We start from the raw sequence: 18,302 nt of genomic DNA on the forward strand, positions 1-18,302 counted from the left end.
TGCTCCAGATCACACGTGGTGATCCCGACCAGCCCTTCGTGAAGTGGCGTGACCATGAGTGAATATTACTCATAGTCACCACTTCATTACTCCATGTTTGCCAACTGGACGGTGGCGATCTCCCAGGGGCCCAGCGGCAGGCGGAGGACGCCGTCGGTGACGGGAAGTTCCTCGCCCGGCCGGCCGCGCAGGTCCGCGCGCCGGGCCCGGCCGAACGACCCCTCGATGACCGCTTCGGTGGGGGTGTCCGAGAGCGCCACCACCCGCAGCTCCCGCCACTCGTCGCGGGCCCGTAGCGAGGTCATCGCCACGCCGTCCCCCGTCACCGACAGCCCGGCGGCCGGCGCGGGCAGGGGCAGGTACGGGGCGCCCGTCCCCGCGACCGTGAGCAGGTCGTGCCGGAACGTCTCCGCCGCCGGCGGCACCGCCGACCACGTCCCGCTGTAGGGCATCAGCGCCAGGCTCACCGTGCGCAGCCCGCGCGACTGGGCGGCCGGGGTCGGCAACTGGGGACCGGCGGGCTCGGGGCGCAGCGCGTGGCGGTTGCGCGACAGGTAGCCGATCGAGCGCAGCAGGGTGAGCGCCAGCTCGCCTCCCTCCTCCACCAGCTCGTACTCGGTGACGTGCTGCAGCAGCGCCGCCACGCCCCCGGCGGCCACCCATCCGGAGGCCGGGAAGGTCGGCAGCGGCTCCTCGCCGCACCCGCCCTCGGCGGTCAGGCCCCGGGTGACGACCGCGAACTGCCCCTCGGCGTGCGAGACCGCCGCCCGCTGCGGCAGCGGCACGTGCAGCCGCACCCGATGGTCGGCGCAGCGGTTGTCGAACTCCACGTCGAGCCGCACGTACGGCTCGCCCGCGCGCAGCTCGACCCGGGTGCGGACGGCGATCTCCTCGGTGGCCTCGGTCCGGGACGTGGCGGGGATCTCGGGGGTGCCCTCGATCCCGTCGCCCGCGCCGGGCCACCGGTAGGTGCGCCACACGTCGAAGGCGGCCACCAGCGGCCCCGAGCAGACCGTGGTCACCTGGACGGACTCCGGGTCGGAGACGAGCCGGTCCTCGGCCGGCGGCGCGTAGTTGTAGCTGTCGCCCACGTCGCCGCCGTCGACGATCCGGCCGGCGCCGGTGAGGGTGACCCCGTCGGGGCCGGTCAGCGTCAGGGTGCCGTCGCGCGCCACCTCGACGCGGAGCAGCCCGTTGTCGAGCACCCGCTCCTCGGTCCGCACGCCGGTGACACGCACGCCGTCGGCGGGCTCGGTCACGCTGTCGTACGGCGCGGGCCGCACGCTGGTGTGGCCGAGCGGCGGCGCCTCGACGAGCGCGGCCACGGTGCGGCGCGGCTGGGCCACGATCCGGACCCGGTGCACGCCGTCCAGCTCCCCGCGCACCTGGCCCACGTTGAAGGCGGCCGTCGACTCGCGGGCGACGGTGAAGGTCAGCACCCCGTCCGCCACGGACCAGCCGGTGATGTGCTGGCCGTACAGCTCGGTGCCGTGCACGAACGTCAGCGCCGTGGCCGGGTCCATCTCCTCGTCGAGCAGCAGCGTCGGAGCGTACTCCAGTGGCTGGACCGGCACCTTGGCGCCGGCCGGGTCCACCAGCGGGTCCTCGCCCGCCACGTCCAGCAGCACGACACCGCGCCGGGCGGCGGGCGTCGGGTTGACGACGAGCACGCCGTCGGTCGGCACGGTGGCGGCGAGCTTCGCGGTGACCATGTCGCGGACGGCCTGCCCGAGGTGCTCGGCCTCGGCGATGCGGGCCGCCACCTGCTGGGCCGTCTCGTCCACGCCGCAGCCGGTCACCGAGTCGTGGCCGCTGGCGTCGACCAGCCGCCACCAGGCCATGTCGAGGAAGCGGCCGGGCCAGTCGTCGCCCCAGAGCGTGGCGAGCGGCTCGGCGTAGCGTTCGACCATCCGCTCGGCGCGGCCCATGGCCTGCTTGACGTGCGCGCGCACGGAGATGACGCCGGGCAGGATGTTGGCGCGCGCGTGCGAGCGCAGCTCGCCGGTCACGCGGGGCAGCCCGGCCACGTCGCAGGAGTGCGCCTCGATGTATCCGGACAGGGTGTCCATCCGGGCGCCGAGCTGGGAGACCATCTCCGGCAGCCCGCGCACCGGGGCCGAGTGGTCGGTGCCGTACATCGCCAGCAGCGGCCCCTCGGGACCGTGCCAGCGGCGCATCGTCTCGACGAACGCGGCCCCGCGCTCGGCGAGCTGCCCCGCGTCCTCGAACAGGTGCGCCCCGTTGCCGTAGCCGCCCGCCGGCAGGTACTGCGTCCGCAGCGCCGTCCCGTCGGGCGCGACCCACGCGAAGGCGTCGGTCGTCACCGACGAGGGCACGCCCCGGTAGACGCAGGCGTGCAGCAGCCCCGCCCGGTGCAGGATCTGCGGCATCTGCGCGGTGTGCCCGAACATATCCGGCAGATAGCCGACCGCCATGGCCCTGCCGAGCTTGTCGGCGCGGGCCATGCCGAGCTCCAGGTTGCGCACGATGTTCTCGCCCGAGCAGAGGAACTCGTCGAGCAGGATCTGCCACGGCCCCACCGCCAGCCGCCCGGACTCGACCAGCGCGGCGACGCGGTCGCGGTTCTCCGGCCGCACCTCCAGGTAGTCGTCCACGCAGGCGAGCTGCCCGTCGAGGGTGAAGTGGTAGGCGGGCTCGCGCTCCATCGTGTCGAGCACCTCGTCCAGCAACGCCACCAGCCGCAGCCTGAACCGCTGGAACGGTTCGTACCACTCCCGGTCCCAGTGCGTGTGCGGGACGACGACGATCTCAGTGGTGCCAGTGGTCCCTGTGGTCTCCGCGGTGGTCACGCCGCTTCCCCTCCGATCTGCAGGTCATGCTGTACGGCATAGCGAGCGGCGATGCGCTGGGCGGTGACGATGTCCTCCAGGGCGCCGGCCGCGTCGGTGAGCGGCGGCGTGCCATCGGTGACGAAGGCGTGGAAGGCGGCCAGCTGCACCTCGAACGCCTCGGTCACGTCCCGCCACTCGGTGCGGCTCTCGGCCCCGGAGGCGTCACGGGACACCACGGTCAGCGTCGTCGGCGCGTTCATCAGGTAGGGCGAGGGAAAGGTCAGCTCCAGCGAGCCGCGGTCGTGGTGGACGACCACGGTCTCGCGGTAGGCGGGGTAGTCCTCCAGGTAGTGCCAGCGGATCTCGAACCGGCCGCCGGTGCGCAGCGGCCCGGAGATCTCGATGGATCCGGGCGCCGGCCCCCAGGTCTCGACGTGCGACACCTCGGCGGGCGAGCCGGACAGGCGGCGCAGCAGCGACAGGTCGTGGCAGATCGAGCCGAGCGCCACCGCGTACAGGCCGCGCACTCGCTCGGGTGCGGACGCGCCGAGAGCCTGCGAGACGAGCCCGCCCTCGGCCTCGCGCAGCGACGCCAGCAGCCCGGAATCCACGTCGCGGGCCTGGGTCAGGTTGGCGAAGGCGAGCTGCGACTCCCCGCTGGGGTGCAGCACGGTCACCTCGATCGACCTGATCCGCTCCGGCCCGCCCAGCTCGGCCAGCAACGCCTCGGCCCTGCGGACGGCCGGGTCGTACTGCTTCATGTAGCCCACCATGAGACGGCCCGGGGGCAGCGCCGCCACCTCCGCGCGGGTCAGCGCCAGCGGCTTCTCGCACAGCACGGCGTAACCGGCCGCCAGCGCCCGCCGCACCGGCTCGCCGTGGGAGCCGGAGGCCAGCACGAGCACGGCGTCGAACCCGCCTGCCTCCAGCATGTGGCCGATGTCGGTGTGCCGGCTGGGCGCGCCCAGCCGGTCCCCCACGGTGTCGGCGAGCGTCTGCGACAGATCGCAGACGGCCGTCACCTCGAACAAATCACGGCGGCGCGACAGCAACGGTACGTACACCGCCTGCGTGACGGCTCCGCACCCGACAAGCGCGATCTTCAAAGCCCGCTCCTCCAGCGTGGTCTCACCGGCCAGCCCCTCCGGCATGGCCCGAACCGGCGTAAAGCCCGGTTCAAAGTCCGAGTGCCCTCAGCTTCTCGCGATTGGCGGCCTGATCGGCGATGTTCTGCGTAACTGATCGCCGTCCGGGCAGGGTGTCCTGCTCGACGATGACCCAGCCCTGATAGCCGATCTCCTCCAGCGTGCGGACCACGCCGGGCAGGTCGAGCTCGCCCTGGCCGAGCGGCGCGAAGCCGCCCCTGCCCATCAGCTCGCGCAGGTCCACGCCGTCGGCGATGGCCTGGGCCAGGATGCCGCGGTCGCCGTCCTTGATGTGCACGTGGCCGACGCGGGCGGCCCAGTCGCGCAGCGCGGTCACCGGGTCGCCGCCGGCCAGCAGCAGGTGGCCGGTGTCGAGGCAGAGCTGCACGTCGGTCAGCTCCAGCAGCCGCTCGACGTCCTCGGGGGTCTCGACGTAGGTGCCGAGGTGGTGGTGGAAGGCGGGCTCGAAGCCCGCGTCGCGGCAGCGCTGGGCGGCCTCCTGGACGCGGGCGGCGTACGCGGCCCACTGCGACGGCTCCAGCCCTGGAGCGTTCCCGCCGGGGCGGGCGAAGCGGGCGGGCGAGCCGGAGCACCCGAGCGTCGGGCGCGGAGCCAGGTGCGCGGGGGCGGCGGGCGCCGCCGCGAACACCTCCAAGGTGGCGTCGAGCGCGGTCAGCCCCCGCTTGAACTCCTCGGCGTCGCTGTAGCGCAGGTCGGCCCAGCCGCCGGCGAGCAGCAGCCCGTCCAGGCGCTCGGCCAGGTCGTCCTTGGTGCCGAGATAGTTGATCGGGCCGAGGTCGATGCCCTCGTAGCCCGCGCCGGCGATCGCGCGCACCATCTCGTCGGCGGTCAGCGGTGGCGGCGCGTCACTCAGTTCGAACACGCCGAAGCTCACCGGGGCGTTGGCGACACTTGTCAGGCGCATAGCGCCATCACCTCGTTCTCGTAGGTTTCCAGACGGTGCCGTCCCTCGTCGGCCGGGAGCAGCACCCGGTCGCCGCGGATCACCTGGCGGGCGCCGCCGGGGCGCACCAGGATGAGGCCGTCGGCGTCCAGGGCGAGCAGTTCGTCGCCCAGCCTGAGGAGCAGCGGTGCATCGGGGCCGGCGGAGATCGCCGTGCGGCCCGCGGAGACGGCGTCGAGGACCGAGCCGACGTCCTCGGCCAGCACCCAGGTGGTGGGCGAGCCGGGCAGGCCGTCGGAGCCGTGCTTGTGGAAGTCACTGGCGCCGATCCAGACCAGGTCGGACCGCCAGGCGTCGGCCCAGGCCAGGGGCGCGCCCCAGCGCCGGTCCCACCAGCCGGAGTGCCAGACCTCGGCGACGCGGGGCCGCTCGGTCAGCGGCTGCAGCCAGGCGCAGTCGCCGCCCAGCGGGTGGTTGATCGAGATCAGCCCGCCCTCGCGCCCGGCGTGCCGGACCCAGGAGTCGGCGGGCTCCCGGAAGTCCACCCAGCCGACGTCACCGAAGACGTTGGCGTGGCCGCGGTCGGTGGTGACCTCCTGGCCGGGCAGCAGCGTGATGCCCCGGTCGGTCTTGGCCAGCTCGGGGTGGTGACTGACGGTGTTGTGGTCGGTGACGGCCAGGAAGTCCAGGCCGCGTCCCCGGGCCAGCTCGGCCAGCTCGGCGACGGTCAGCGAGCCGTCGCTGTGCAGGGTGTGGGCGTGGAAGTCACCGGCGAACCACCGCATGCCGCCGAGGTCGGGAATGTCCCGGCGCGGCGGGCGCTCCCCGGCCGGCGGCTCCTCCACCTCGGGCCGGGCCGGCGGCACGCTGCCGGTGTGGATCTCCAGCGTGAAGTCGAGCCCCTGAGGGGGCACCCGGTGCAGGCGCAGCCACACGTTCCAGACACCCGGCTCCGGCTCGCCCGGCAGATAGCCGGGCGTCGCCCAGTCCTCGGTGATCGTGTACGAGTCCCGCGCGCCGCCCGACCAGCCACGGAAGCCCCAGGGCCCGCCGCAGCCCAGGTCGAGGACCCCCTGCGACCGGTCGTAGGCCAGCCGTACGGTCACTTCGGCGGTGCCCGCGGGCACCTCGAACGCCACCTCGCGCAGGATGCGCTCCAGCCGGTCGTCCAGGCTCCAGTGGCCCCGGATCACACTGATCGCGCTCATGCCGACACCAGCTCGCCGTCCCGGTAGGCCAGCGCGCGGTCGCGTCTGGGCACCGCGTACCCCTGATCGCCGAGCGCAGGCTCGCGCCCCTCGGGCACCACCGCCTGGACGAGCACGCCCGCCACCTCCAGGGTCACCAGGTGGGAGGCGCCCAGGTTCTCGACGATGACCACCGCGCCGGACAGGCCGCCGGTCGCGGGCTCGTCGGTGTAGGTCATGTATTCGGGACGGACGCCGTACACGATCTTCTCCCCATCGGTCAGGAGGCCCGCCGCCATGGCGGGGACGGGCACCTCGCACCCGGCCACCTCCAGCGTGTCACCCCTGACGACGGCGTCCAGCAGGTTCATCGGCGTGGAGCCGATGAACGAGGCGACGAAGGTGTTGGCGGGCCGCTGGAAGACCTCTGACGGCGTGCCGATCTGGCGGATGTGCCCGGCCTCCATCACCGCCATCCGGTCGGCCATGGCCAGCGCCTCCGCCTGGTCGTGGGTGACGAAGACGGTGGTGACGCCGAGCTCGCGCTGGAGCTTCTTGAGGAACGTGCGGGCCTCCAGCCGGAGCCGGGCGTCCAGGTTGGACAGCGGCTCGTCGAACAGGAACGCCTTGGCCTGCGTCGCCATCACCCTGGCCAGCGCGACCCGCTGCTGCTGGCCGCCGGAGAGCTGGCCGGGCCGCCGGTCCATGAGCTGCTCCAGGCCCAGCCTGGCGCCCACCTCGGTGGCCTTGGCCTGGCGCTCGGCCTTGGCGACCTTCTTGATGCGCAGCGGGTAGGCGATGTTCTCGGTGACGTCCATGTGCGGGAACAGGGCGTAGTCCTGGAAGACCATGGCGATGTCCCGGCTGCCCGGCTGGACGCCGGTGACGTCGCGGTCGCCGATGACGACCGCGCCGCCGGTGGCGGTCTCCAGCCCGGCGATCGTCCGCAGCAACGTGGTCTTGCCGCAGCCGGACGGGCCGAGCAGGGCGAAGAACTCGCCGTCGGGGATGCTCAGGTCGAGCGAGTCGAGCGCCTTCACGCCACCGGGATAGACCTTGGTCAGGCCTCGAAGTTCGATTGCGGCCATTTCAGGTTCGCGCGTAGGGAGCCGCCTGCTTCAGCCGACGGGGTATCCGCGCTCCCTCCCTTACGGATTCTGTCGGTGTCTGTCGATAGCGTGGTGATCTCGTCACTGAGCGTGGGAGGTGGGTGTGCGCAGATCGTTCAAGTTCCTGCTGCGCCCCACCGGCGGGCAGGCCAGCGCACTCACCCAGTGTTTGGCAGAGCTGAAGGAGATTCGCAAGGCCGACCCCGATGGGCAGGGCCGCTGGTCGGCCGGCTCGCAGCAGCAGACACTGCGACGCCTGGACAAGGCGTTCACCGCGTTCTTCCGCCGCGGGAAGACCGGCCGCACACCCGGATTCCCGCGTTTCAAGGGCAAGGGCCGGTTCGACACGGTCGAGTGGCCGGCGACGAAGAACGGCGCGACGTGGGACTCCCAGCCGCACGAGCGGCAGACCCGCGTCTACCTGCTCGGCATTGGCCATGTCCGCGTCCACCAGCACCGGTCGATCAAGGGCACGGTGAAGACGATCTCCGTGAAACGAGAGGGCTCGCGCTGGTACGTGATCATGTCGTGCGATGACGTGCCCGCCCAGCCGCTCCCCGCGACCGGCTCTGTCGTCGGCCTGGACATGGGCGTGGTCTCGCTCGTCACCACCAGCGACGGTGACCACCTGACAAACCCGCGACACCTCGCCGCGTCCGCTGACCGACTGGCCGGCGCCCAGCAAAATCTGGCCCGCAAAAGACGTGGGAGCAAGCGCCGCCGTAAGGCCCTTGCTCGCTTGGCCGCCCTGCATTCCAAGGTCCGGCGTCAGCGTTTGGACCATGCTCACAAGGCCGCGCTTACGATCGTCCGCGCGTACGACATAATCGTGCACGAAGACCTGAGAGTGGCGAACATGACCCGTTCGGCATCCGGCACGATCAAACAGCCCGGCCGGAATGTGGCCGCTAAATCCGGCCTTAACCGTTCGATCCTGGACGCGGGCTGGGGGGTGTTCCTGACGATCCTCGCGCACAAGGCTGAAAGTGCTGGTCGAGAGCTGATCGCAGTGAATCCCGCCAGCACCTCCCGCACCTGCGCCCGTTGCGGGCATAGCGCGCAGGACAACCGCGTCACCCAAGCCGATTTCGCGTGCACAGCGTGCGGGCACACCGCGCACGCAGACGAGAACGCGGCGGTCAACATCCTCAGGGCAGGGCTTGCCCTTCGTGAGTCTGCGGAAGCGGCTTAGCGAGAAGCCGCTTCCTTCAGGGAGCGGAGGAGTCATTTCAGCGCTTGATCCCTCCGTGGAAGCGGAAGCCGTACTTCTTGCTGACGAACAGGTACATGATCACCACGGGGATGGAGTAGAGCAGGCCGAACGTGGACAGCACCTTGAGGTTGGCCTGGCCGCCCTCGGTGTAGAGGGTGTACATGATGACCGCCGCCGGCTGCTTGTCGACGTCGCTGAGCAGCAGGTACGGCATCAGGAAGTTGCCCCACACGTTGGCCACGGTCCACACCGCGATGGTCGCCAGGCCGGGCCGCACCAGGGGGACGACCACGTGCACGACGATCTGCAACGGCGAGGCGCCGAAGACGCGGGCGGACTCCTCGTAGGACTTCGGCGTGGTGTCCATGAAGTCCTTGATCATGAAGATGGCCGCCGGGAGCAGGCCGCCGCTCAGGATGAGGATCAGCCCGGTGTGCGAGTCGATCAGGTTGAGCTCGATGGCGAGCTGGAACAATGGCACCATCGCGGCCGTGCCGGTGATGATCGAGGACAGCAGCAGCAGCGCGTAGAGCAGCGCGTCGCGCCCCGGCAGCCGCACCCGGCTCAGCGCGTAGGCCGCCAGCGCCGACAGCACCACCACGAGCACCGCGGTGCCGATCGACAGCACCAGCGAGTTGACCAGCGACCAGAGCGCGTACGGATGCTCGATGATCGTCTGGAAGTTCTCCAAGGTGAAGTCGGGCAGGCTGACCTCGTAGCTGGGGTCGGAGGTGAACGGCGCGGTGGCCAGCCACAGGAGCGGGATGGTGAAGAAGGCCAGCAGCACCGCGATCAGCGTGTAGACGCCGATCCGGCCGGCGACGAACCGCGTCATTTCTTGCTCCTGAGCAGCCGCAGGTAGAACACCGCCACGACCAGGTTGATCAGCAGGATCACCGTGGAGATGGCCGCGCCGTAGCCCAGGTCGCCGCTCTGCAACGCCGTCTTGTAGACGTGCACCGCCAGCACCTCGGACTTGCCGTCGGGGCCGCCCGCGGTGAGCAGGAACGGGCTGAAGTCGTTGAACGTCCACAGGCTGATCAGCAGCAGGTTGGTCAGGATGTGCCCTCGGATGTGCGGGAACACCACGTCGCGGAGCTGCTGCCAGCTGGAGGCGCCGGCCAGGCGGGCGCTCTCCAGGTGGGAGGGGGGCACGTTGCCCAGCGCCGCGCCGTACAACATCATCGAGAACGCGGTGCCGCGCCAGGTGTTGAAGATGATGATGGACAGCATCGGGTGGTCGAGCAGCCAGGCGAGGCCCTCGATGCCGAGCAGCGCGTTGAGGGTGCCGCTGTCACGGTCCAGCAGCGCCACCCACAGGAACGACACGACGGCGCTGGGCAGGATCCAGGCCAGGATGACCAGGCCCTCGACGATCCGCTTGAGCGGGCCGCGCCAGTCGCGCAGCATCCACGCGATCGTGAAGCCGAGCACCACCTGGCCGATGACGGCCGAGCCCAGCACGAACTGGAACGTCAGCCAGGTGGAGTTCCAGAAGCCGGGGTCGGTGACCGCCTGGAGGAAGTTGTCCAGCCCGACGAACTGCGGGTCGGCCGCGGCCAGGCCGGTGAGCCGGTAGTTCATCAGGCCCAGGTAGATGACCCAGAGTGCCGGGAACACCAGGAAGACGGCGATGAGGGCCAGGGCGGGCGCGACGAAGGCGCCCGCCCTCAGCCGGCCCAGGCCGGCCGCGTCGGAGCTGTAGCGGCCGGGGGCCGGGTCGGCGACCTTCGCGGAATCGGCCTTCACGGGATCAGCTGGCGATGTTACCGGCGCCACCGACGATTCCTTCGAGCTTGCTCTGGTACTCGGCCGCCGCCTGGTCGGCCGGGGTGCCGCCGACCACCGCGGCGGTGGCCTCCTGCAGCGCCACCGACACCTGCGGGTAGACCGCCACCGGCGGGCGGTAGGCCGTCAGCGGGAGCACCTCGTCGGAGATGTAGGTCAGCAGCGGCTCACCGGCGAGGATCTCCTTGTTGACGTCGGTGCGCGGGGTGACGCGCACGTTGCCGTCCTTGGTCTCCTCCTTCAGCGCCTCGGCCGAGAGGGTGAAGGCGAGCAGCTCGAAGGCCTCCTTCGGATGCTCGCTGGCCGGGTTGACGGTGCGCAGCGCGCCACCGGACATGCTGACGAAGTCCTGGCCGCGCACGCCCTTGCCGGGCTCGATGGCCGGGATCTTGGCGTACCCGACGACCTGGTCGCGGTCGGCCATCTTGGCCACGCCGTCCTTGGGGTTGACGACGCCGCGCCAGAAGTAGTCGCCCTCCATCAGGATGCCGATCTTGCCCTCGGCGAACTGCTGGAAGGACTTGTCCCGGCCCTTGGCCTCCTGCTGGAGCTTGGGGTCGCCGAGGCCGCCGCCGTAGATCTTCTGGTAGAGGCCGAGCGCGTCCTTGAGCGGCTGCGAGGCGCCGGTCCACTTGCCGTCCTTCTGCACCTCGCCGCCCGCGCCGGCGAGCAGCGGCAGCACGCCCTGCATCGAGGTGGCCTCGCCCATGGCGGTGCCGGCGTTGATCTGGATCGGCACGGGCACGCCCGAGGACTTCAGCTTGGCGCCGGCGTCGAGGATCTCCTGCCAGCTCTTCGGCTGCCAGTCGGCGGGCAGTCCGGCCTTGCCGAACAGCGTCTTGTTGAAGTAGAGGACGCGTCCGTCGGTGCCGACGGGCAGCGCGTACTTCTTGCCCTCGAAGGTGGCCAGGCCCTGGACGGCCTCGGGGATCTGCTGCCAGCCCTCCCAGCTGTCCGCTTCGGGGCCGACCACGTCCGTCAGCGGCTTGATGTAGCCGGCCTCGGCGAACTCGCCGGCCCAGATGCCGTCGATGTCGATCACGTCCGCGCCCTTGCCTGACTTGAGGTCCAGGGAGAGCTTGGTCTTGTACTGCTCGTCGTCGACGCCGCTGGGGACGAACTTGACCGATACGTCCTTGCCCTTCGCCTTCTGGGCCTTCACGAACTCAGGAATGATCCAGTTGGCGATGTGGTCGGCCGCCGCGGCGTTCTTGCCGCCGGCGATGGCGTTCTGGGTGATCGTGAGCTCGATGGTCCCGCCATCGCCGCCGCCCGACGACTGGCCACAGGCCGCCAGTCCCATCGCGGTCGCGGCGACCACCGCGGCCAAGCCCATCGACCTTCTGCGCAACACCATGAACCCCTCCGGCACGTTCTAAGACCTTGGCACGAGAGGCAACATAGCGGACATAAGAATGTCATGACAATATGCCATAGTGGGTGCGAAGGCTCCGTCTCTGGAGGTGCGTTGTACGACCTGATCACGATCGGCCGAAGCGGCGTCGACATCTATCCGCTGCAGACCGGCGTGGGTCTGGCCCATGTCGAGACCTTCGGCAAGTTCCTCGGCGGCAGCCCGACCAACGTCGCGGTCGCGGCGGCCCGGCACGGACTGAGCTCCGCCGTGGTCACCGCCGTGGGCGCGGACCCCTTCGGGGAGTGGGTACGGCAGGCGATCCGCGGATTCGGTGTCGACGACGCCTTCGTGGGCACCGTTGACGGGCCACCCACGCCGGTCACCTTCTGCGAGATCTTCCCGCCCGACCACTTCCCGATCTACTTCTATCGCGGCGAGCATCCTCCCGACCTGCGCCTCACGGCCGAGTCCCTGGACCTGGCCGCGATCACCGAGGCGAAGGTCTTCTGGTTCACCGGGACCGGCCTGAGCCAGGAGCCGAGCCGCTCGGCGCACGCCGCCGCCCTGTCGGCCCGCACGTCCGGCTGGACGGTGTTCGACCTGGACTACCGGCCCATGCTGTGGGGCACGCCCGAGACCGCCCGGCGCGAGGTGCGCCAGGCGCTGCGGCACGCCAATGTGGCCGTCGGCAACCTCGACGAGGTGGAGATCGCCGTCGGCACCCGTGACCCGGAGCGGGCGGCGCGGGCGCTGCTCGACGCGGGCATGGCGGTGGCGATCGTGAAGATGGGCCCTGGCGGCGTCCTGGCCAGGAGCCAGGACGAGCACGTGGTGGTCCCGCCGGTGCCGGTCGAGGTGGTCAACGGGCTGGGCGCGGGAGACGCGTTCGGCGGCGCGGTGGCGCTCGGGCTGGTGCGCGGCTGGTCGCTGGAGCGTACGGTGCGCTTCGCCAACGCGGCGGGCGCGCACGTCGCCGCCCGGCTGGCGTGCGCGGACGCCATGCCGTCGACGGACGAGGTGCTGGCCCTGCTGCCGAACGAGGTGCGTCCATGAGCGATGTCACGCTGCCCATGACCGCTCCCTACGAGCAGCTCATGAGCATCCGCGCCACCAACCCCGCGGAGATCGCCGCGGCGGCGGCCCGGCGGCGGCGGCGCGGCCTGCCCGGCGAGGGCGAGCGCCTGCTCATCATCGCCGCGGACCACCCGGCGCGCGGCTCGCTGGCCGTACGCGACCGGCCGCTGGCCATGGCCAGCCGCTTCGACCTGCTCGACCGGCTGCGGGTGGCGCTGGCCAGGCCCGGCGTCGACGGCATCCTGGCCTCGGCCGACGTGCTGGAGGACCTGCTGCTGCTCGGCGCGCTCGAAGGCAAGCTGGCCTTCGGCTCGATGAACAGGGGCGGGCTGCAGGGCTCGGTGTTCGAGATGGACGACCGGTTCACCGGCTTCGACGCCGCCTCGATCGACGAGATGCGGCTGGACGGCGGCAAGATGCTGTGCCGCATCGACCCGTCCGACCACGCCACCGTGACGACGCTGGAGTCGTGCGCGCGGGCGGTCACCGACCTGGCCCGCAGGCAGCTCATCGCGATGGTGGAGCCGTTCTGGTCGACCCGCCCGGAAGGCGGCACGGTCCGCAACGACCTGTCGCCCGACGCGGTCATCCGCTCCATCAGCGTCGCCCAGGCGCTCGGCGTCACCTCCGCCTACACCTGGCTGAAGATCCCCGCCGTGGCCGAGATGGAGCGGGTCATGGCCGCCACCACGCTGCCCGCGCTGCTGCTCGGCGGCGACCCGCCCGACGTGGCCGCCGCCTACGCCGACTGGGGGCGCGCCCTGCGGCTGCCCGGCGTGCGGGGGCTCGTGATCGGGCGCGCTCTGCTCTACCCTCCGGACGACGACGTCGCCACCGCCGTGGACGGCGCCGCCGCCCTGGTTCGAGAGGTTGACTCATGACTTTCCTTCCGTTCGGCAAGGCCGCCGGCGGGCCGTGGTCGGTGGAGATCACTCCCGCCGTGGCCGAGTGGGACTACTCCGGTCTGCGGATCGCCGACCTGACCGGCGCACCGATCTCCTTCGACACCGGCGAGGAGGAGATGATCGTCCTGCCGCTGTCGGGCTCCTGCACCGTCACCTGCGGCTCCCGGACGTTCGAGCTCGCGGGCCGACCGTCGGTGTTCGACGGCCCCTCCGATTTCGCCTATCTCCCTATTTCTGAGCATGTGGTGCTGGAAGGTACGGGCCGGATCGCGCTGCCCTCCGCCCGCGCCACCCGCCGCCTGGAGCCCCGGTACGTCCCCGCCTCCGAGGTCTCCGTGGAGCTGCGCGGCGCGGGGCAGGCCAGCAGGCAGGTGAACAACTTCGCCTCCCCCGGCACTTTCGCATGCGACAAACTCGTCGCGGTCGAGGTCCTCACCCCCGGCGGCAACTGGTCGTCCTACCCGCCGCACAAGCACGACACCGCGGGTCCTGACGAGGCCGAGCTGGAGGAGATCTACTACTTCGAGGTGGCCGACCAGGGGCTGGGCTACCAGCGCGTCTACTCCTCCGAGCGCGGCCGGATCGACACCCTGGCCGAGGTCTCCTCGGGCGACGTGGTGCTGGTGCCCTACGGCTACCATGGCCCGTCGATGGCCGCGCCTGGTTACGACCTCTACTACCTGAACGTCCTGGCCGGACCGGCCGGCGAGCGGTCGATGGCCTTCTGCGACGACCCCCGCCACGCCTGGATCCGCTCCTCGTGGAACGGCCAGGAGATCGACCCGCGACTGCCTTTCGGGAGGACCTCATGAGGCTGACGGTGGCGCAGGCCGTGGTGCGCTTCCTGGCCGCCCAGCACACCGAGCGCGACGGCGTCGAGCGCCGGCTCTTCGGCGGCGTCTTCGGCATCTTCGGCCACGGCAACGTGGCCGGGCTCGGCCAGGCGCTGGCCACCACCACCGAGGACCTGCCCTACCACCTGAGCCGCAACGAGCAGGCGATGGTGCACACCGCCGCCGCCTACGCGCGGGCCGCCAACCGGCTGTCCACCCTGGCCTGCACCACCTCGATCGGCCCCGGCGCGACCAACATGATCACCGGCGCGGCGGGCGCCACGATCAACCGGCTGCCCGTCCTGCTGCTGCCGGGCGACATCTTCGCCACCCGCGTGGCCAGCCCGGTGCTGCAGGAGCTGGAGGACGCACGCTCCTACGACATCTCGGTCAACGACTGCTTCAAGCCGGTCTCCCGCTTCTGGGACCGCGTCAACCGGCCGGAGCAGCTCCCCCAGTCGCTGCTGGCGGCCATGCGGGTGCTCACCGACCCGGCCGAGACGGGCGCGGTGACGCTGGCGCTGCCGCAGGACGTGCAGGCCGAGGCGGCCGACTGGCCCGAGGAGCTGTTCGCCAGGCGCGTCTGGCACATCCCCCGGCCGCGCCCCGAGCGGGCCGCCCTGACCCGCGCCGCCGAGCTGATCCGATCGGCCGCCCGGCCCCTGATCGTGGCCGGCGGCGGCGTCATCTACAGCGAGGCCGCGCAGGAGCTGCGGGCCTTCGCCGAGACCTTCGGCGTCCCGGTCGCCGAGACCCAGGCGGGCAAGGGCGCGCTCCCCCACGGCCACCCCATGGCCATGGGCGCGATCGGCGCCACCGGCACCACCGCCGCCAACGCGCTGGCCCGCGAGGCCGACCTGATCATCGGCATCGGCACCCGCTACAGCGACTTCACCACCGCCTCCCGCACGCTGTTCGCCGCCGACGCCGTGTTCGTCAACCTCAACATCACCGGCTTCGACGCCGCCAAGCTCTCCGGGCACCAGCTCGTCGCCGACGCCCGCGAGGGCCTGTCCGAGCTGGCCCAGGCCTGCGCGGGCTGGGCCACCTCCGCCGACTACCGCTCCCGGGCCGCCGAGCTGTCGCGGGCCTGGGACGCCGTCGTGGACGAGGCGTACTCCCTGGACGGCAGCCCGCTGCCGCAGTCCGCCGTGATCGGCGCCGTCAACACGGCCGCCGGCGACGACGGGGTGGTCATCTGCGCGGCCGGCTCCATGCCGGGCGACCTGCACAAGCTCTGGCGGCCCAGCGGCCCCGGCAGCTATCACGTCGAGTACGGCTACTCCTGCATGGGCTACGAGATCGCGGGCGGCCTCGGCGTCAAGCTGGCCGTCCCCGACCGCGAGGTCTTCGTCATGGTCGGCGACGGCTCGTACCTGATGATGGCCCAGGAGCTCGTCACGGCCGTCGCCGAAGGCGTCAAGCTGACCGTCGTGCTGGTGGACAACTCCGGCTTCGCCTCCATCGGCCGCCTGTCGGAGAGCGTCGGCGCCGCACGGCTCGGCACGTCGTACGCCTACCACGACGGCGCCCCGCTCCCCGTGGACCTGGCGGCCAACGCCGCCAGCCTCGGCGCCACCGTCCTGCGCCCCGAGACGCTGGACGACCTGCGTAAGGCCCTGGACACGGCTCGGGCGGCCACCGCCTGCACGGTGATCTACGTACGGACCGATCCCCTGCTCGACGGTCCGTCGTCGCAGGCGTGGTGGGACGTGCCGGTGGCGGAGGTCTCCGCCGACGCGGCGGGTCAGGACATCAGGACGGAGTACGAGACCGCCAGGCAGGGCCGCCGCCGCCACCTGGACCCGCCGGGCTGAGCATGATCCTTTGTCGCCCGCGGAGATTGCCGCGGGCGACCCGAGGGAAGCCTGTGACCAGGCAAGACTCGGGGGGCGGGGATGGGGCCTTGGCGGGCGCTCGGGTGGGTGGGGATCGCCGCGGTGGTGCTCTACTGCCTGTCCTTCGTGGGCACGGTGGTCCTGTCGATCATCATCGGCATCTTCATCACCGCGCTGCTCCACCCGCCTGCCCGCTGGGTGGCCCGCCGTGGCTACAACCGGGCGGCGGCCACCATCATCGTCTTCGCCGGTGGGCTGCTGCTGGGCGTGGGGCTGTTCGCGCTGCTCGTGCCGCCGACCATCGCCAGCGTGACGGAGCTGCAGGCCAGCCTGGGCCGGGTCCTGGAGGAGGTGCACCGGCTCGCCGCCTACTTCGGCCTCGACGACCGGCGACTGCTCGCCCAGGCCAGGCAGTGGCTGTCCCAGCGGGACCAGCAGATCACCACGGGCGCGGTGGCCGGGGTGCGGATCGCGGGCGAGATCGTCGTCGGCGCGGTCCTCGCCGTCATCCTGGCGGTGTACTTCGTGCACGGCGGCGACCGGCTCTGGCACTGGCTGACGGGGTTGTTCCCCTCCCCTGCCAGGGAGCGGCTGAGGGACACCGGCGCGCTCGCGTTCTCGGTCGTCGGCCGCTACATCCGGGGCGTGGCCATCGTGGGCGCGGTGGACGCCTTCTTCATCGGGGTCGCGCTGTGGATCCTCGGTGTGCCCATCGCGCTGCCGCTGGCCGTGCTGACCTGGGTCGGGGCGTTCCTGCCCGTGGTGGGGGCGTTTCTGGCGGGCCTGCTGGCGGCCGTGGTGGCGTTCGTGGCCAAGGGATGGCTGATCGCGCTGATCGTGGTCGGGGTGACCGTGCTCGTGCAGCAGCTCGAAGGGCACGTGCTCGCGCCGCAGATCTACGGCAAGGCGCTCGACCTGCCGGGCGCGGTGATCCTGGTGGCGATCACGGTCGGCAGCGTCGTCTTCGGCATCCCCGGCGCCTTCCTGGCGGCGCCCGTGACCTCGGTGATCGTCGCCCTGCTCAGCCAGGAGCCGTCAGCCGGAGCTCCAGCTCCAGCTCGTGCCTGATCGGGATGCCGTCGGACTCGGCCGGGATGCCCGGCTTGAGCTTGCGGGCCGCGTCCACCCCATGCCGGTGCAGCGCGATCAGGTCGAAGCCGTAACGCTGGTAGAACCGCAGGGCGCGGGTGTTGTCGTTGGTGGTCGTCAGCCGCAGGGCGGCCACGCCCTGCCCGATCGCCTCGTCGCGCACGGCGTTCATCAGCATCCGGCCGACGCCCCTGCCCGGCAGGAGCGCGTCGATCGTGACGATCTCCACGAAGTCGTCACGCCTGGCACAGGTGATGAGCCCCGCCACCTCGCCGCTCTCGTCCACGGCCACGAACCCGGGCAGCTCGCTCGCGTCGATCAGCTCGCCGCGCCCCAGCGCCACCACGGTGGTGCCGCCCCAGCTGTCGGTGAGGACGCGAGTGACCACGGGAAGATCAGCGGGCTCGACGGCTCGCACGGAGATCGCCATGCCTCATTATGCGACCCGGACGCCGCGACTTCACGCCCGCGCCACGCGCTGCTCCAGCACCTCGGCGATGCCCTCCAGGAACGCGTCGACATCCGCGATCAGGTAGCCGGGGCGGAACAGCACCGTGGAGAACTTCGCCTCGCGCACCTCGCCGACCGTGAGCGGATAGTCGGTCGTGCCGCGCAGCGTGGCCACGATCCGGTCCAGGAAGGCGTCCACCTCGTCCTCGTTGTAACCGGTGGCCATCCGGCCGGGCCGGAACGCCACCCGCTCGACCTTGGCCGCCTGGGTCTCGAACCACTCCTCGCGCAGCAGGTCGCCGGTCGGCTCCGCCATCGCCAGCCGCACCGGGCTCTTGGCCATGGTCTCCAGCGCCACCACGAACGCCTCCAGCGCGAAGTCCACGGCGGTCTCATGGTAGCCGCCGCGCCTGGTGCGGAACGTCGCCCTGCGGACGTCGTCGGCGGTGACGAGCTCGACCTCCCGCGGCCCCCTGCCGAGGGTCGCCTCGATCCGCCCGATCAGGGCGTCGACTTCGACGGGGTCGTAGCCTGAACGCATACCCATGACGCGTGGAAAGCGGTTCAAGCCTTTCCTCCTGAGATTGTGCTGGGCGATCGCCCCATAGTCCTTATCAC

Annotated in this window: 16 protein-coding genes; 6 read left to right on the top strand and 10 right to left on the bottom strand. The window is 71.5% G+C overall.

Annotation, left to right across the window (positions count from 1 at the left end; genetic code table 11):
• Positions 1–86: 86 nt before the first annotated feature.
• From ACTMTF_RS12020 to ACTMTF_RS12040, 5 genes are read right to left on the bottom strand one after another with little or no spacing between them, the layout of a single operon-like run.
• Entirely contained in the window at positions 87–2,810 is a 2,724-nt protein-coding gene (locus ACTMTF_RS12020; RefSeq protein ID WP_441110675.1) for an alpha-mannosidase, read from the bottom strand.
• Entirely contained in the window at positions 2,807–3,943 is a 1,137-nt protein-coding gene (locus tag ACTMTF_RS12025) for a Gfo/Idh/MocA family protein (protein WP_441110676.1), read from the bottom strand. The genes ACTMTF_RS12020 and ACTMTF_RS12025 overlap by 4 nt, the downstream gene beginning before the upstream one ends.
• A 25-nt stretch (positions 3,944–3,968) precedes the next feature.
• Complete coding sequence (locus ACTMTF_RS12030) at positions 3,969–4,862, bottom strand: TIM barrel protein (protein ID WP_441110677.1); 894 nt, start codon at positions 4,860–4,862, stop codon at positions 3,969–3,971.
• A complete protein-coding gene (locus ACTMTF_RS12035; protein ID WP_441110678.1) occupies positions 4,853–6,049 on the bottom strand; it encodes a CehA/McbA family metallohydrolase in 1,197 nt (398 codons plus the stop codon). Before ACTMTF_RS12035 ends, ACTMTF_RS12030 begins: the two co-directional genes overlap by 10 nt.
• Positions 6,046–7,068: an ABC transporter ATP-binding protein gene (locus ACTMTF_RS12040; RefSeq protein ID WP_441110679.1), complete on the bottom strand. Its 1,023-nt coding sequence runs from the start codon at positions 7,066–7,068 to the stop codon at positions 6,046–6,048. Before ACTMTF_RS12040 ends, ACTMTF_RS12035 begins: the two co-directional genes overlap by 4 nt.
• Before the next feature lie 172 nt (positions 7,069–7,240).
• On the opposite strand from ACTMTF_RS12040, the gene ACTMTF_RS12045 reads away from it, so the two are divergent.
• Positions 7,241–8,329 (top strand): RNA-guided endonuclease InsQ/TnpB family protein, encoded by a 1,089-nt coding sequence (locus tag ACTMTF_RS12045; RefSeq protein WP_441110680.1) that lies wholly within the window; start codon positions 7,241–7,243, stop codon positions 8,327–8,329.
• 37 nt (positions 8,330–8,366) lie between these two features.
• Here the strand turns inward: ACTMTF_RS12045 and ACTMTF_RS12050 are convergent, their stop codons facing one another.
• Genes ACTMTF_RS12050 through ACTMTF_RS12060 form a run of 3 tightly spaced genes read right to left on the bottom strand, consistent with a single transcriptional unit; the run spans position 8,367 to position 11,495 of the window.
• Positions 8,367–9,185 carry a carbohydrate ABC transporter permease gene (locus ACTMTF_RS12050; protein WP_441110681.1) on the bottom strand — a complete coding sequence of 273 codons (819 nt, stop codon included), beginning with the start codon at positions 9,183–9,185 and terminating at the stop codon, positions 8,367–8,369.
• Positions 9,182–10,099, bottom strand: a complete 918-nt coding sequence (locus ACTMTF_RS12055; protein ID WP_441110682.1) for a carbohydrate ABC transporter permease — start codon at positions 10,097–10,099, stop codon at positions 9,182–9,184. The genes ACTMTF_RS12050 and ACTMTF_RS12055 overlap by 4 nt, the downstream gene beginning before the upstream one ends.
• Before the next feature lie 4 nt (positions 10,100–10,103).
• Positions 10,104–11,495: an extracellular solute-binding protein gene (locus ACTMTF_RS12060; RefSeq protein WP_441110683.1), complete on the bottom strand. Its 1,392-nt coding sequence runs from the start codon at positions 11,493–11,495 to the stop codon at positions 10,104–10,106.
• Between the two features lie 111 nt (positions 11,496–11,606).
• Here ACTMTF_RS12060 and iolC point away from each other — a divergent pair, with 111 nt between their 5' ends.
• The 5 genes from iolC to ACTMTF_RS12085 all read left to right on the top strand — a co-directional run bounded on the left by iolC (position 11,607) and on the right by ACTMTF_RS12085 (position 17,213).
• Positions 11,607–12,548: a 5-dehydro-2-deoxygluconokinase gene (iolC, locus tag ACTMTF_RS12065; protein ID WP_397009912.1), complete on the top strand. Its 942-nt coding sequence runs from the start codon at positions 11,607–11,609 to the stop codon at positions 12,546–12,548.
• Positions 12,545–13,450: a Cgl0159 family (beta/alpha)8-fold protein gene (locus ACTMTF_RS12070; protein WP_441110684.1), complete on the top strand. Its 906-nt coding sequence runs from the start codon at positions 12,545–12,547 to the stop codon at positions 13,448–13,450. Before iolC ends, ACTMTF_RS12070 begins: the two co-directional genes overlap by 4 nt.
• Entirely contained in the window at positions 13,447–14,286 is an 840-nt protein-coding gene (gene iolB / locus ACTMTF_RS12075; protein WP_441110685.1) for a 5-deoxy-glucuronate isomerase, read from the top strand. Before ACTMTF_RS12070 ends, iolB begins: the two co-directional genes overlap by 4 nt.
• Complete coding sequence (gene iolD / locus ACTMTF_RS12080) at positions 14,283–16,124, top strand: 3D-(3,5/4)-trihydroxycyclohexane-1,2-dione acylhydrolase (decyclizing) (RefSeq protein ID WP_441110686.1); 1,842 nt, start codon at positions 14,283–14,285, stop codon at positions 16,122–16,124. The genes iolB and iolD overlap by 4 nt, the downstream gene beginning before the upstream one ends.
• Before the next feature lie 81 nt (positions 16,125–16,205).
• Positions 16,206–17,213: an AI-2E family transporter gene (locus ACTMTF_RS12085; RefSeq protein ID WP_441110687.1), complete on the top strand. Its 1,008-nt coding sequence runs from the start codon at positions 16,206–16,208 to the stop codon at positions 17,211–17,213.
• Here the strand turns inward: ACTMTF_RS12085 and ACTMTF_RS12090 are convergent.
• On the bottom strand, positions 17,167–17,664 hold the full coding sequence (locus ACTMTF_RS12090) for a GNAT family N-acetyltransferase (protein WP_397009922.1): 498 nt from the start codon (positions 17,662–17,664) through the stop codon (positions 17,167–17,169). The genes ACTMTF_RS12085 and ACTMTF_RS12090 overlap by 47 nt on opposite strands.
• 30 nt (positions 17,665–17,694) lie before the next feature.
• Positions 17,695–18,231 (bottom strand): DivIVA domain-containing protein, encoded by a 537-nt coding sequence (locus ACTMTF_RS12095; protein WP_441110688.1) that lies wholly within the window; start codon positions 18,229–18,231, stop codon positions 17,695–17,697.
• Between the last annotated feature and the right edge of the window lie 71 nt (positions 18,232–18,302).

Source organism: Nonomuraea sp. ZG12 (assembly GCF_052068115.1).
GTDB lineage: Bacteria > Actinomycetota > Actinomycetes > Streptosporangiales > Streptosporangiaceae > Nonomuraea.

Coding starts and splice junctions, on each gene's coding strand:
- ACTMTF_RS12025 (WP_441110676.1), bottom strand. CDS start 3,943: ATGCCGGAGGGGCTGGCCGGTGAGACCACGCTGGAGGAGCGGGCTTTG.
- ACTMTF_RS12060 (WP_441110683.1), bottom strand. CDS start 11,495: ATGGTGTTGCGCAGAAGGTCGATGGGCTTGGCCGCGGTGGTCGCCGCG.
- ACTMTF_RS12070 (WP_441110684.1), top strand. CDS start 12,545: ATGAGCGATGTCACGCTGCCCATGACCGCTCCCTACGAGCAGCTCATG.
- ACTMTF_RS12030 (WP_441110677.1), bottom strand. CDS start 4,862: ATGCGCCTGACAAGTGTCGCCAACGCCCCGGTGAGCTTCGGCGTGTTC.
- ACTMTF_RS12085 (WP_441110687.1), top strand. CDS start 16,206: ATGGGGCCTTGGCGGGCGCTCGGGTGGGTGGGGATCGCCGCGGTGGTG.
- ACTMTF_RS12090 (WP_397009922.1), bottom strand. CDS start 17,664: ATGGCGATCTCCGTGCGAGCCGTCGAGCCCGCTGATCTTCCCGTGGTC.
- ACTMTF_RS12035 (WP_441110678.1), bottom strand. CDS start 6,049: ATGAGCGCGATCAGTGTGATCCGGGGCCACTGGAGCCTGGACGACCGG.
- iolD (WP_441110686.1), top strand. CDS start 14,283: ATGAGGCTGACGGTGGCGCAGGCCGTGGTGCGCTTCCTGGCCGCCCAG.
- iolB (WP_441110685.1), top strand. CDS start 13,447: ATGACTTTCCTTCCGTTCGGCAAGGCCGCCGGCGGGCCGTGGTCGGTG.
- ACTMTF_RS12050 (WP_441110681.1), bottom strand. CDS start 9,185: ATGACGCGGTTCGTCGCCGGCCGGATCGGCGTCTACACGCTGATCGCG.
- ACTMTF_RS12095 (WP_441110688.1), bottom strand. CDS start 18,231: ATGGGTATGCGTTCAGGCTACGACCCCGTCGAAGTCGACGCCCTGATC.